Origin of the sequence: Parvularcula marina (assembly GCF_003399445.1) — a bacterium.
GTDB lineage: Bacteria > Pseudomonadota > Alphaproteobacteria > Caulobacterales > Parvularculaceae > Parvularcula > Parvularcula marina.
Map to the genome: position 1 here is coordinate 1,884,769 of NZ_QUQO01000001.1, position 13,691 is coordinate 1,898,459.

13 protein-coding genes and 1 tRNA gene are annotated in these 13,691 nt (G+C 58.7%); 11 read left to right on the forward strand and 3 right to left on the reverse strand.

The window, feature by feature from the left end:
• Positions 1 to 4: 4 nt before the first annotated feature.
• A complete protein-coding gene (gene trmB, locus DX908_RS09075) occupies positions 5 to 694 on the forward strand; it encodes a tRNA (guanine(46)-N(7))-methyltransferase TrmB (RefSeq protein WP_116392026.1) in 690 nt (229 codons plus the stop codon).
• Here trmB and DX908_RS09080 read toward each other — a convergent pair.
• Positions 681 to 1,553 carry a sulfotransferase family protein gene (locus DX908_RS09080; protein WP_158548630.1) on the reverse strand — a complete coding sequence of 291 codons (873 nt, stop codon included), beginning with the start codon at positions 1,551 to 1,553 and terminating at the stop codon, positions 681 to 683. The two genes, trmB and DX908_RS09080, sit on opposite strands and share 14 nt — an antisense overlap.
• Positions 1,554 to 1,696: 143 nt before the next feature.
• Here DX908_RS09080 and rimP point away from each other — a divergent pair, with 143 nt between their 5' ends.
• The 8 genes from rimP (at position 1,697) to DX908_RS09120 (ending at position 9,621) form a co-directional block, all read left to right on the forward strand.
• Positions 1,697 to 2,224: a ribosome maturation factor RimP gene (gene rimP / locus DX908_RS09085; RefSeq protein ID WP_233508664.1), complete on the forward strand. Its 528-nt coding sequence runs from the start codon at positions 1,697 to 1,699 to the stop codon at positions 2,222 to 2,224.
• A gap of 10 nt (positions 2,225 to 2,234) precedes the next feature.
• Positions 2,235 to 2,573 (forward strand): hypothetical protein, encoded by a 339-nt coding sequence (locus DX908_RS09090; RefSeq protein ID WP_147303766.1) that lies wholly within the window; start codon positions 2,235 to 2,237, stop codon positions 2,571 to 2,573.
• On the forward strand, positions 2,557 to 4,140 hold the full coding sequence (gene nusA, locus DX908_RS09095; RefSeq protein ID WP_116392030.1) for a transcription termination factor NusA: 1,584 nt from the start codon (positions 2,557 to 2,559) through the stop codon (positions 4,138 to 4,140). The genes DX908_RS09090 and nusA overlap by 17 nt, the downstream gene beginning before the upstream one ends.
• A gap of 118 nt (positions 4,141 to 4,258) precedes the next feature.
• Positions 4,259 to 4,882 (forward strand): DUF448 domain-containing protein, encoded by a 624-nt coding sequence (locus DX908_RS09100; RefSeq protein ID WP_116392031.1) that lies wholly within the window; start codon positions 4,259 to 4,261, stop codon positions 4,880 to 4,882.
• A 173-nt stretch (positions 4,883 to 5,055) separates the two neighbouring features.
• A complete protein-coding gene (gene infB, locus DX908_RS09105; protein ID WP_116392032.1) occupies positions 5,056 to 7,680 on the forward strand; it encodes a translation initiation factor IF-2 in 2,625 nt (874 codons plus the stop codon).
• 167 nt (positions 7,681 to 7,847) lie between these two features.
• A complete protein-coding gene (locus DX908_RS09110) occupies positions 7,848 to 8,669 on the forward strand; it encodes a calcium-binding protein (protein WP_116392033.1) in 822 nt (273 codons plus the stop codon).
• A gap of 107 nt (positions 8,670 to 8,776) precedes the next feature.
• Positions 8,777 to 8,852, forward strand: a tRNA-Thr gene (locus tag DX908_RS09115).
• A gap of 448 nt (positions 8,853 to 9,300) precedes the next feature.
• A complete protein-coding gene (locus DX908_RS09120) occupies positions 9,301 to 9,621 on the forward strand; it encodes a hypothetical protein (RefSeq protein ID WP_158548631.1) in 321 nt (106 codons plus the stop codon).
• Between the two features lie 98 nt (positions 9,622 to 9,719).
• Here DX908_RS09120 and DX908_RS09125 read toward each other — a convergent pair whose 3' ends face one another.
• Both DX908_RS09125 and DX908_RS09130 read right to left on the reverse strand, forming a co-directional pair.
• On the reverse strand, positions 9,720 to 10,286 hold the full coding sequence (locus DX908_RS09125; protein ID WP_147303768.1) for an ActR/PrrA/RegA family redox response regulator transcription factor: 567 nt from the start codon (positions 10,284 to 10,286) through the stop codon (positions 9,720 to 9,722).
• A complete protein-coding gene (locus DX908_RS09130; RefSeq protein WP_116392035.1) occupies positions 10,276 to 11,619 on the reverse strand; it encodes an ActS/PrrB/RegB family redox-sensitive histidine kinase in 1,344 nt (447 codons plus the stop codon). Before DX908_RS09130 ends, DX908_RS09125 begins: the two co-directional genes overlap by 11 nt.
• A gap of 46 nt (positions 11,620 to 11,665) precedes the next feature.
• Here DX908_RS09130 and DX908_RS09135 point away from each other — a divergent pair, with 46 nt between their 5' ends.
• Positions 11,666 to 12,265 carry an SCO family protein gene (locus DX908_RS09135; protein ID WP_116392036.1) on the forward strand — a complete coding sequence of 200 codons (600 nt, stop codon included), beginning with the start codon at positions 11,666 to 11,668 and terminating at the stop codon, positions 12,263 to 12,265.
• 114 nt (positions 12,266 to 12,379) lie between these two features.
• The gene (locus tag DX908_RS09140; protein WP_116392037.1) at positions 12,380 to 13,687 is read left to right on the forward strand and encodes a polyhydroxyalkanoate depolymerase; all 1,308 of its coding nucleotides are present in this window, start codon (positions 12,380 to 12,382) and stop codon (positions 13,685 to 13,687) included.
• Positions 13,688 to 13,691 lie beyond the last annotated feature (4 nt).

Genomic DNA, 13,691 nt, shown 5'->3' on the forward strand with positions numbered 1-13,691 from the left:
GACAATGAAGCCCCCCGAATGGGACAAGGATCGCCTCTGGGGGCGGCATCAGGCAAAAAAGCTCCGTCCACGTCCTCAAAGGCTGATGGAGGAGCTGTTGCCGCGCGTGGAAGTCACGCCGGAAACTGTCTTTGAGCGCACGCAGGCGCATGGTGGCCCTGTCTGGCTGGAGGTTGGCTTTGGCGGCGGGGAGCATCTGGCGTGGCAGGCGACCCATAATCCAGATGTACTGTTGATTGGTGCCGAGCCCTTCATGAACGGGGTCGCAAAGCTCCTGACCCAGATCGAAGATGAGGGGCAGGAGAATATCGCCGTCCGTTATGGCGATGTAAAACCCCTGATGACGGCATTACCTGACAAGAGCCTTGAGCGGCTGTTCGTCCTGCATCCCGATCCGTGGCCAAAGAAACGCCATTTCAAGCGGCGCATGATCTCACTGCCGTTCCTCAAAGAAGCAGCACGGCTTCTCAAGCCCGGCTGCGAGCTACGAGTTGCGTCCGACATCCCCGATTATGTCCGCTGGACGCTAATGCATGTCCAGATGCATAATCGTCAGTCAGCAGACTTTGAATGGACAGCCGAATGCCGCGCCGACTGGACAGACCGCCCGGAGGACTGGCCGCAAACCCGCTATGAAGCAAAAGCAAGGCGCGAAGGCCGCCCACCGGCCTATCTGCGGTTCACCCGGACATAAGTGTCAGATGCTCACGCATCACAACGTCTTTATACGTCTCTAAAGACACCTCTGTGCCGCACATCTCCCCTAGCCGCGCAAGGTCGGGGGCGAGCTTTTCTTCGAGCATACGGATGACATCCGGCGAGAAGCGCTGATCCGTGTTGATCGCCCGCGCCCGGCGAAAGGCGCGCTTGACCCCGCGGGGAATGAGAGTGCGGCGCATCGCCCGCACAAGCGGCAGCTTCATCAACCCGCCTTCAAGCGGCATGACCCTATAGCCCATCTGGGCGCTGTGCATCTGCGCCAGCTCTTCTGACCACGTGCCCGTTATCCCAAGGTAGCGAAGCACCCGCGCAAATTCAGCCTCAGGTTCTGCCGACATCCGCTCCATACTGACGATCAGGAAGCGGTCGGCGTGGAAATGCTCAAGCCAGCGTTCTAGCTGGGCGGCGTAACAGCCATATTGCCAGAGGGCAGGTTCTTTGGCGGCGACCTCATCAATCGTTGCCGCCTCATGACGCTTTCGGATCATGTGGAAGGCGTGCGACCGCGCGCGCTCGACCGGATGGCGGATCATATAGATGAACTTGGCGTTCGGCGTAGCCGCCTTCAGCCGCTGGGCCGCGTCCGGCAGATCCGGCCATTTGGTGTAATGGGTCGACGCCTCTCCGATCAGCTCGCCGGAGCCCGCGCCCTCGAACAGTTTCTCGTACCAGCCCTGCCCGCGCGCGAAGATATCATCATCGGAGAAGAAATTCGGCTCCTTCGGATCGGCCATGAAGATGCCGTCCTGCGCACCCAATTGCGCCGCGAGCGTCGTTGTTGCCGCCTTCATCGCGCCGAGGACGTAGAAATCAGGGAGCCGGGGGGTACTCATAACCATGTCCTCTGTCGGTAGGGGGATGACACACTCTCCCTCTTCGCCTATATCCCTCCCGCATTTCGGAAAAATTCGGAAGCGGCCCCCTCCAGGGCCGCTTTTTTCGTACCCGCCTCTGATGCGGAATGGAGTATAAAAGAGTGGTGACCCCGCTTGAGACCAAATTGGAAGCGTTGATCGCGCCCATTGTCGAAGCCACCGGCTTTGAACTGGTGCGCCTGCGGCTGACCGGCTCTCAGACGAAGACGGTCCAGATCATGGCCGAACGCCCCGACGGCACGATGACGGCGGAGAATTGCGCGACACTGTCCCGCGCGATCAGCGCCATGCTCGAGGAGGCCGACCCGATCTCGGACAAATATATCCTCGAAGTCTCCTCCCCCGGCATCGACCGGCCGCTGACCCGGCTGAAGGATTATGAGCGCTGGGAGGGCTTTGAAGCCAAGATCGAGCTGCGTCAGGCCGTTGAGAACCAGAAGCGCTTTCGCGGCATCCTCGCCGGGATCGAAGGCGAAGATGTCTGCATCGATCTTGAGGGCGAAGAAGACACAGCCCTCATCCCCTATTCCCTCATCTCGAGCGGCAAGCTGCTCCTGACTGATGAGCTGGTCACCGAATCCCTCCGCCGCGCGAAAGCCGCGGGGAAGGAGGTCGATGATGGGGAGTGAGAACATATACATGTTCTGGGCTCTGATTGCCGGATGTATGGTTTATACGACGCTCTGGGCCTTCCAGTTGACGGGAAGTCTCTCACGCATTGCGATGAATTCGCTATGGGCAAAGCTGATTGGAGCAGCGCTTTTTGCTGCAACAGTATTCGTTCCTCAGTATGGCGCTTATCTTGCGGCTCCTGAAGCAAGCATCGCCCCCATATACTCGCTGATCCCGTCCGTCCTCTTTGGCGTAATCGTTGCGTTCGCTGGCCTTCCATTTGCCGCCAAGCTTACCAAGCAATTTATGTCCAATTCGTTTGAACAGGTACCTTCAGAAAGAGACGAAAATGACCGTCACCCATAACAAGATCGAACTCGTCCAGATCGCCCGCGCCGTGGCGCAGGAAAAGAATATCGACCCCGGCATCGTGATCGAGGCGATGGAAGACGCCCTCTCCCGCGCGGCCCGCTCGCGCTATGGCGCCGAGACCAATGTCCGGGCCGAGATTGATCCGAATACGGGCGAAACGCGCCTGTGGCGGCTGATGGAAGTCGTTGAGGAAGTCGAGAATGAATCGACTGAAATCTCGCTGAAGGCTGCCAAGCGCCAAAATCAGGAAGCCGAGATCGGTGACTTCCTTTCAGATCCTCTGCCGCCGATGGATTATGGCCGCGTTGCCGCGCTGGGCGCGAAACAGGTCATCAACCAGAAGGTTCGCGACGCAGAACGCGACAATCAGTACAATGACTTCAAAGACCGCGTTGGCGAGATTATCTCTGGCCTGATCAAGCGGATCGAGTATGGCCATGTGATCGTCGATCTCGGCCGTGCCGAAGCGATTATCCGCCGTGACCAACAGATCCCGCGTGAACCGCTGCGTCAGGGTGACCGCGTCCGCGCGCATATCGCTGATGTGCGCCGTGAGCCGCGCGGGCCGCAGATCTTCCTGTCGCGTTCTCACCCGCAATTCATGGCGCGCCTCTTCGAGCAGGAAGTGCCCGAAGTTTATGATGGCGTGATCGAGATCAAGGCCGTTGCCCGTGATCCCGGCTCCCGCGCCAAGATTGCTGTTTTCTCGAATGACGGCTCGATCGACCCGGTCGGCGCCTGCGTCGGGATGCGGGGCTCTCGCGTGCAGGCCGTCGTGGGCGAGCTGGGCGGCGAGAAGATCGACATCGTGCCGTGGTCGGAAGATATCGCAACCTTCGTCGTCAACGCGCTCGCGCCGGCAGAAGTCGCCAAGGTCGTTCTCGACGAAGAGCTTGAGCGCATCGAAGTTGTCGTTCCCGACGAGCAGCTCTCCCTCGCCATTGGCCGCCGCGGCCAGAATGTCCGCCTTGCAAGCCAGCTGACCGGCTTTGAGATCGACATCATGACCGAGGAAGAAGAGAGCGCAAAACGGCAGAAGGAATATGCCGAACGCTCCGAGACCTTCATGAAGGTGCTCGATGTCGATGACATGATCGCCAATCTTCTGGTTGCGGAAGGTTTCGCGCGCGTCGAGGAGATCGCCTATGTCGATCTTCACGAGATTGCCGAGATCGAAGGCTTTGACGAGGAAACCGCTGAAGAGCTTCAGGCCCGCGCGCTCGAATGGCTGGAGAAAGAACGCCAGGAACTCGATGCCAAGCGCAAGGAGATGGGCGTTGAGGATGACCTTCTCACCATTGAAGGGCTGACCCTGAAAATGGTCGTTCGCCTCGCTGAAGAGGGTGTGCTGACGGTTGAGGACTTCGCCGGCTGCGTCGCCGATGACTTCACCGGCTGGACCGAGCGCGTCGATGGCGAGAAGAAGCATTATGAAGGCATGCTCGAAGGCTTCCGCATCAAAGCGGACACCGCCGAAGCCATGATCGCCGAAGCCCGTCGCCGCGTCGGCTGGGATACGGATGAAGAAGGCGAAGAGGGCGCCGAAGACGCGACCGCATAAGCTACGTCCTCGTCCTTCGAGACGTCCGGACGAGCCGGGCTCCTCAGGATGAGGACTTCCATTGGCCTCACCCTGAGGTGGCCTGAAAGGCCCTCCAAGGGCGAGGCCGGGAGTTCGAATGAGCGCAAATAAATCCCGCCAGACCGACAGGCGCTGCGTGGCAACCGGCGAGGCGATCCCGCCGGGCGCCCCGGCCTTGCGCTTTGTCCGGGATCCGCAAGGCATCCTGACGCTCGATCTCTCCGGCAAGCTGCCCGGGCGCGGCGCGTGGCTGCAGGCAGAATCTGGCTTCCTCGAGCGCGCACTCAAGAAAGGCGGCTTTGCCCGGTCCTTTAAAGAGGGCATCAGCCTGCCGGACGGCATGACGCCCGAAGTCTACGCGGCGGAGATCCGCACGCAATTGACCCGCCGGACGCTGAACCAGCTCGGCCTTGCCCGCCGAGCAGGCCAGTGCCTGACCGGGTTTGAAGTCGTCAAAGCGGCCGTCCCGAAGCTGATTGCCTATGTCACGCCGTCCGATGCGGCACCCGACGGGGTTGGAAAAATCCTGCGCACGCTTGAGGCACGGGGGAACGCCCCCCATATCGTATTAGAGCCGGATAGCACCGCCCTTGCGGAGGCGATCGGCAGTCCGGGTGCCGTGCATTTGGGGCTGATCCCCGGTAAGGCGGCCGAAAGCGCCCTTTACGAGGCGATCCGGCTGAGGCATTTCACGGGATCTGACACAACATCCCGGCAATAAAAGCCGTTTTGCCCGCCTTGCCCGGTGGACCCGAGGCGGGTGGAAGAGTATGTGACGCGTCCTCGCCACGACGGAGTCATGTTAGACTTGCGTGGGTCGGGCGAATGCCCCCCGCGCGTCTTATCTGTTTTGGCGACGAATGACGGGGCCCATTTGGGGTCTTTTGGAGATTTATGAGCGACGACAGCCAGGAAAAATCGGGAAGCGGACGCCGTCCGCTGACGCTTCGGAAGACGGAGACGGGAGCTGTAAAGCAGAGCTTCCCGCATGGCCGCACGAAAACGGTCGTGGTCGAGAAGAAGCGCCGGGTGCGTGCACCCGGTGACGGTACCCCTGCGGCCGCAGCAGATGCGGCCCCGGCAAAGCCTGCGCGGAAAACCGCAGCACCTGCCAAGCCCAAGACCACCCGCACCGCCGGCACCGATGCTAGCGGTAAGCCGAAAGTCCTCCGCCAGCTTTCCGAGCAGGAGCAGAAGGCGCGTGCCGCCGTTCTCGCTCGTGCCAAGAAAGAGGCCGAGGAGAAAGCCAAGCGTGAGGCCGCTGAGCGTGAAGAACGCGAACGCCGCGCCGCTGAAGAAAAAGCCCGTCTCGAAGAGGCCCGTAAAAAAGCCGAAGAGGACGAGCAAAAGCGCAAAGCTGAATCTGAAGCGCGTGAGAAGGCTGAGGCAGCCGCTCGTCAGGCTCTTGAGAAAGAAGAGCTGGAGCGCAAGGCCAAGCAGCCTGGCAAGGGCGGCAAGCCCCAGCGCGAAGACGATGATAGCGATGACGGCGACAATCGCGGCGGCAAGAAATTCTCTGCCGACGAAGACAATCCGCTCTCTGCCCTTGGTGGCCGGATCAAGCAGAAACGTAATTTCGGCGCGACCAATGAGAGCAAAGCCAAAGAGCCGCCCAAACGTCGCACAGGCCGCCTGACAATTGCCAAGGCGCTTGAGGATGACGAGCGCCAGCGCTCGCTCGCTTCGGTGAAACGTGCCCGCGAGAAGGAAAAGGCAAACCGCGCCAAGCGGGGCCAGAACTCCGAGAAACAGACACGCGAAGTCACGATCCCCGATCTGATCACCGTGCAGGAACTCGCCCAGCGGATGGCCATGCGTTCGACGGACCTGATCCGCGAGCTGATGAAGCAGGGCCAGATGGTTCAGGCCAACGCAACGCTTGATGCCGACACCGCTCAGCTGATCGTTGAGGATCTGGGTCACTCGGTAAAACGGGTTTCTGAATCCGATGTCGAAGACGGCCTGATCGCCGAAGCCAATCCGGACGCGGAACGTGTCTCGCGTCCGCCGGTCGTCACCATTATGGGCCATGTCGACCACGGCAAGACTTCGCTGCTTGATGCCCTGCGCCAGACCAATGTGGTCGAAGGCGAAGCCGGCGGCATCACCCAGCATATCGGCGCCTATCAGGTGAAAGCGCCTGATGGGAAGCTCATCAGCTTCCTCGATACGCCGGGCCACGCGGCCTTCACCTCGATGCGGGCCCGCGGGGCGAACGTCACCGATATCGTGATCATCGTGGTCGCGGCCGATGACGGCGTCATGCCGCAGACCATCGAGTCGATTAACCACGCCAAGGCGGCGGGCGTCCCGATGATCATCGCGATCAACAAGATCGACAAGCCCAATGTCGACCCGAACCGCGTGAAGACCGAGCTCCTCCAGTATGAGGTACAGGTCGAAAGCATGGGCGGTGAGGTTCAGGACATTGAGGTCTCCGCCCTCAAGCGGATGAACCTCGACGGGCTTCTCGAAGCCATCCAGCTTCAGGCCGAACTTCTCGAACTGACAGCTGATGCTGATCGCCAGCCATACGGTACGGTTGTTGAAGCGCAGCTCGACAAGGGTCGCGGCTCTGTCTCCACCCTTCTGGTGCAGGAAGGCACGCTCAAACGCGGCGATATCGTCGTTGTGGGTGCTGAATGGGGCAAGGTCCGCGCGCTGATCGACGATCAGGGCCATCAGGTCAAAGAGGCCGGTCCGTCCAAACCGATCGAGATCCTTGGCCTGAACGGTGTGCCTGAACCCGGTGACCAGTTCGCCGTGGTTGAGCACGAAGCCCGCGCCCGCGAAGTCGCTGAATATCGCGCCCGCAAGAAGCGCGAGAAGGCAAATGCGGCCACCTCCGGCACCTCGCTGGAGCAGATGATGGCCCAGCTGCAGGATGCCGAGATCAAGGATCTGCCGATCGTCCTCAAAGGCGATGTGCAGGGCTCCGTCGAAGCGATCGTCGGCTCGCTTCAGAAAATGGCCAACAAGGAAGTCCGTGTTCGCGTCCTGCACACTGGCGTCGGCGCGATTTCCGAGAGCGATGTCATTCTGGCCGAAGCCTCCAAGGCCCCGGTCATCGGCTTTAACGTCCGGGCCAATAAACAGGCCCGCGAAGAAGCCGAGCGTTCAGGCGTCGAGATCCGCTATTATTCGGTGATCTATGACCTGATCGACGACATCAAGGGCACGCTTACCGGCATGCTCGATCCTGAGCTGCGCGAAACCTTCCTTGGCAATGCCGAGATCCTGGAAGTCTTCAACGTCTCGAAAGTCGGCAAGGTCGCTGGCTGCCGTGTTACGGATGGCCAGGTCAAACGCGGCTCCAAGGTTCGCCTGCTGCGCGACAACGTCGTCATCCACGAAGGCGAATTGTCTCAGCTCAAGCGCTTCAAAGACGACGTCAACGAAGTGCCGGCCGGTCAGGAATGCGGCATGAGCTTTGCCAATTACGACGACCTGAAAGTTGGCGATGTTATCGAATGTTTCGATGTCGAACGCGTCGAGCGGACGCTCGAAAGCGTCGCCTGACACCAGATCGAGGCAAAAGCCTCCTGATGACGAGAAATACGCAAGGCGGGATGACCACTGGTCATCCCGCCTTCTTCTTGTAATTCATTGAAAAATGGGGATTTCCACAGACGCGTTAAGGCGTTAATATGTGTAAACCGGTTTATGTGGCGTGAAGGAGAGGCCCCATGGAATTCGAAGGGACTTTTGACGAGGATAAGATTGTCGGGACGGTCGATACCGACGTCATCGACGGTAAAGGCGCCAATGACACGCTGCTCGGGTATGGCGGGGATGACAGCCTTGAGGGCAATCATGGCGATGATTTCCTCTCTGGCGGTTGGGGGAATGACTTCCTCTTTGGCAATAATGGGAATGACACCCTCAAAGGGAAGACCGACGACGATACGTTGCACGGCTTCTCGGGCGACGACCTGATCTATGGCGGCAAGGGCGACGACCAGATCGAGGGCGGCTCCGAGAATGACACCCTCATGGGTGAAGCCGGGGAAGACGAGATCTACGGTCAAGCCGGCGATGACAGCATTCGCGGCGGCGCCGACAATGACATGCTCTATGGCAATACCGGCAATGACACGGTCTGGGGCAATGAAGGCGATGACGTCATTAACACAGGTGTCGGCGATGACCTTGGCTACGGCAATGCCGGCGCCGACCTCATCTACGGCAATGATGGCGATGACACGCTGTTCGGCAATTTGGGCAATGACACCATCTATGGTGACAAGGGCAATGACAGCCTGATCGGCGGTCAGGGCGATGATCTCTTCGTCTTCGAGCTCGACTTTGGCGACGATACGATCCGTGACCTCAATGATGGCGACCAGATCCAGCTCAACAATCTCGAGGGCGTCGACAGCTATGCCGATGTCGAAGCGGCGATGAGCCAGGATGGCGATGATGTCCTCCTGACTTTCGCGGACGGCACGATCCGTATTGAGGACACACAAGTCGCCGATCTGACAGCCGACGATTTTGTGATCCTCTGATCGGACGCATGAATTTGATAAGGAGAAGCCGCCTCAGAACAGGCGGCTTTTTCTTTGGGATTAGCTGATTGCGCGCCGCGCGCTCTTCGGCTATTGGCCGTTCCCTCGCCGCATTAGCTCAGTTGGTAGAGCATCTCATTCGTAATGAGGAGGTCGCTGGTTCGAATCCGGCATGCGGCACCATTCTCCCCCTGATCAGATTTGCTGAAACTCTGGCCCTTTCCTCCAAAAGGAAGACCGGAAATTTTCTTCGTGATCGGATGAATGAATCAATTTGGCATCTCTAAGCTGCTGTCCAAGCAGGCAATCTATTTAAAGTATACATATAATGATATATGCATCCTATAGTTGCATACCAAGATGAACTTATTGAAATTCCGGGCTTTTTCAAATCATGATTGCCGTTCTCTATAATGAGTTGCTGGCAAGACTGCCGCTTTAGTGTCTCATTCATCATTTAGAAACCGTTTACGTGTTGAATCACATAGGAAATCACCTTTTACCATAATCCGGACGCAGAAGAGGTTCCGCCATGTCTATTACTATGTTGTCAGTACTTGCTGCTTTAGCAGCTTCCAGTTCTCCGGCCCCTGTCGGCCAAATTGCTGATGTTGACGGCGCAGTCATGGTCATGCGCGCTGATCAGTCTGAAGCTGCGATGTCCGGTGATGTCGTTTTCGAAGGTGACCGTGTCATCGCGAAGACGGGCAGCGCCGCCACCGTTCGCGCCTTTGGTTGCGATACGGAAGTTTCTGAACTTGGCCTCGTCACGGTCGCTCCTGAAATGTGCGGTGAAACTTCGCAGATTTCATTTGGCGCAGCACAAGCTGGCGCCGGCTGGGCCGGTCTTTCAGATGCAACGAAAACGCTGATCTTCTTCGGCGGTGCTGCAGGGACGGTTGCAATCGTCGATGCTGTCGTCACCGACGATGATGAGCCAGCCAGCCCGTAAGCTGACCTTTTCTTCCGGCTACGGCCGATCAAGTCAAAGAAGCTGAATGCCATCCGCATTCAGCTTTTTTCTTGCCTGAATTTCTGACTGCTCGATCCTCAGATCGGTGCGCGCTTGGCGAGGATCCGCTGCAGCGTCCGACGGTGCATGCCGAGACGACGCGCCGTTTCTGACACATTGTGATTGCAGAGCTCATAGACCCGCTGGATGTGCTCCCAGCGGACACGATCAGCCGACATCGGATTTTCCGGGGGCTCTGGCATCTCGCCCGGTCCTGCCAGCAGCGACTTGAGGACGTCATCCGCATCGGCGGGCTTTGCGAGATAATCGATTGCGCCTGCTTTCACTGCCGCAACGGCCGTCGTGATGTTGCCATAGCCGGTCAGAATGATCGCCCGCGCATCCGGGCGGCTTTCATGCAGCTGATTCACAACCTCGATGCCGTCGCCATCTTCGAGCCGCAGATCAACAACAGCAAAGGCCGGAGGTGCGGCAGCAATCAGGCGAGTGGCTTCGCTCACACTTTCGGCGAGGATCGGCGAGAACCCACGCTTTTCCATCGCCCGGCCAAGGCGGGTGCGGAAAGGCTGGTCATCATCGACGATCAGGCAGGTGGCATCTTCGGGAAGGTCGGCGGCGCGCAGGGCGATTGTTTCATCCATCATGTTTCAGCTTCTCTTTTCCGACTGATATATCCCGCTTTTCTTTCACGTAAAGGTTGGCAATCGGCCAAGAAATCTCAACCCACGCCCCCGGCAAACGGCGCCCATTGCCGAAGCACAATGTCGCACCCGTCCGCTCGAGCAGCGTTTTGGCGATAAAAAACCCAAGTCCGAGCCCCTGTCGCCTTGTCTGATATCGTGTTGTTCCTTGCCTGGCGAAGGGTTCTCCCAAGCGTTTAAGGACATCCGGCGGGAAACCCGGGCCGTCATCTTCAATAATGACAAGCAACTCTTTCTGGTCCCAGCGCGCTGAGATCCGCAGGGTCTTGTCGGCGAATTTTACCGCATTCTCGATAAGCGTCCGCAAGCCATAGATGATTGCGGGTTGCCGCTTTAGCCGTTCGGGCGGAGCAAGATCCGAATCTGGATCGAAGACGAAATGCACGTCCGGGCCTTCCTGATTGAGAAAGGGTTTGGCCGCCTGATGGAGCATCTCTTCGAGTGTCAGTTCGGCATGCCGGACATCATCCGATGAGCCGACATCCGAAAGCCGCATCAGGATCTTCTGACACCGTTGCGTTTGCGAAATGAGGAGCTGTGCGTCTTCCTTTAGGGGACCATCAGGCAGATCGCCCTCCATCTCACGCGCCGTCACAAGAATGGTCGAAAGCGGCGTCCCCAGCTCATGCGCAGCAGCAGCAGCCAGCCCGCCGACGGCCGTCAGCCTCTCCTCCCGGGAGAGAACAGCCTGGGTCGCCTCAAGCGCCGTCGTCAGCTTTGACTGCGCAACCGCCACCTGCCGCGCATAAGCGGCCGTGAACGTCACCCCCAGCATCAGGGCCGCCCATGATCCGAAAATATAGATATGAGGCAGCGTGACACCGCCAGGCATGGGGGTGTGCCAGATGGCCGTTATGGTCAGAACGGCGATCACCGCGCCGATGACGAGATAGGCACGCCATTTCTCTAGCGCGAACGCCGCCAGCATTGGCGCGAGGAGCAGCCAGACCGAGAATGGGTTCAAAATCCCTCCGGCAAAACCGAGCACGACACCGATCTGCGCAGTATCGAATATGAGGTGCGCAGCAATTTCATTGGGGGTCAGCGCATTGGACAAAGGCTTTGTTCGAATGACCCAGAGATTGACCAGAATCGATGAGAGAATGGCCAGCCCGATGGGGATCAGGGGCAAATCGAATTTCAGGACGAATTGCACGAAAAGGGTCACAACCGTCTGACCGGCAATCGCAAACCACCTCAACCGGGTCAGCGTTCTTTGTCGGATCAGGCTCTGTGGCCGCATAGCTGCGACCTCAATACTGGTTTCACTGTTCATGAGGACCGCCTATAGCCTATCTCACATCATCTAAAGGTGAGGCAGCATGACACTCCGGCACAGTATCCTTCTCCTCATGGCAGCGCCATTCATGTTGAGCGCCTGCGGTGGTGAGAGCAGCCAGACAGATATTCCACGGGCCGGTGAAATACGCCTGAATTCTAGATTTGATGCGGATTTCGACCTCATCGCCCAGACAGGCGAAACGGTCACCGACGAAGATTTCGAAGGCAAACCGATGTTCATCTATTTTGGGTTTACGACCTGCCCTGAGGTTTGCCCGACTGCCCTCGGCAAGATGACAGCAACGCTGGATGCCCTGGGCGAGAAAGACGCCGCGAAAGTCCAGCCGCTCTTCATCACGGTCGATCCCGAACGCGATACTGCCGAGCGCCTGCGCGCGCATCTTGATTATGACCCCCGCCTTCTGGGGCTCACCGGCACGCTCGAGCAGATCGAAGCCGCCAAGAAAGCGCTGAACGTTTACGCAAAGAAAGTCCCCATGCCAGACAGCGCGCTGGAATATACGATGGATCACCAGCGCCTGTTTTTCATCACAGGACCAGATGGCACGGCGGAAATCGCCATCTCTGACGCCGCCCCGACCGAGCAACTGGCTCAATTGCTGGAAGAGCGCCTGAAATAATCTCTCAATCTAACGAGTGGTTAACCATTGGAATTGACTCTTTCTCAGGTCATATTGCGCTAGTCTTCGCAGGTGCAGCATCGCCTGCCGGAACCTGCGTCATAGGAGGCGCTCATGCTCTATTCCGCAATTGAGATCAGCCGTCAGGCTCTCTCGCCTTTTAATGCGGCGGCCCGCTCGACACTGAAAATGTACGAAGCGCTGGGGATTGATGAAGGTCACCTCACCATTTTTACGCGGCCCCCGATTGCTGCACTTAAAGTCTATGAATCTCTGACGCGCCGTTACACCAAGCCGGACTGGGGCCTCCCCACCACACAGATCGGCGAGACCGAAGTCCCCGTCTCTGTCGAGACCGTCATAGAAAAGCCCTTTGGTTCTCTCATTCGTTTTGCTCGCGATCCGGATGCCTTGCGCGCCGCAGGCAAAACCGAACCCGATCCGCGCGTCCTGATCGTCGCGCCGATGTCAGGGCATTATGCGACCCTGCTGCGCGGCACGGTTCAGGCCATGCTGCCCGACCATGAAGTCTTCATCACCGACTGGGCAGACGCCCGCGAAGTGCCGCTCTGGTTCGGCCGCTTCGATATGCACGATTACATCGATTACCTGATCGAATTCATGCGTGAGATTGGGCCCGATGCCCACACTATGGCCGTCTGCCAGCCGGGGCCGCTCCTTCTCTCCGCTATTGCGGTGATGTCTCGGGAAAATGATCCGGCCACACCGTCGACTATGACCTTTATGGGCAGCCCGATCGATGCGCGGCGCAGCCCGACCGTCACGAACCTGCTCGCTGAACAGCGCGCCTTTGAATGGTTCGAGCAGAACATGATCCAGACCGTGCCCGCCCCCTATGCGGGGATCGGCCGACGCGTCTATCCGGGCTTCTTGCAGCTCTACAGCTTCATTTCGATGAATGCGGAGCGTCATATCGAGGCGACCTGGGATTACTTCGAGAACCTGATCCGCGGCGATGATGATTCAGCAGAAAAGCATGAGCGCTTTTATGATGAGTATCTCTCCGTATGCGACATGACCTCAGAGTTTTATCTGCAGACGATCCGCGAAGTCTTCCAGGAATACAGCCTGCCGCGCGGCCTCCTCTGCCATCGCGGTGAGACAGTTGATCCGTCCCTCATCACCAAGACGGCGCTGCTGACCGTTGAAGGTGAGCTTGATGACATCTCCGGCATCGGTCAGACGCAAGCCGCCCATGATCTGTGTACGGGCCTGAAGCCCAAGAACAAGATCGACTATGTGCAGGAAGGCGCCGGGCATTACGGGGTCTTCAACGGCTCACGCTGGCGCACGATCATCCAGCCGAAGATCGCAGAATTCATCCGGGAACGGTATGATCCGGCAAAAGAACGCAAATTCCTCGCCGGGAAATTCCCCCTTCGGGATGCCGGCGCGGCCTAACTAA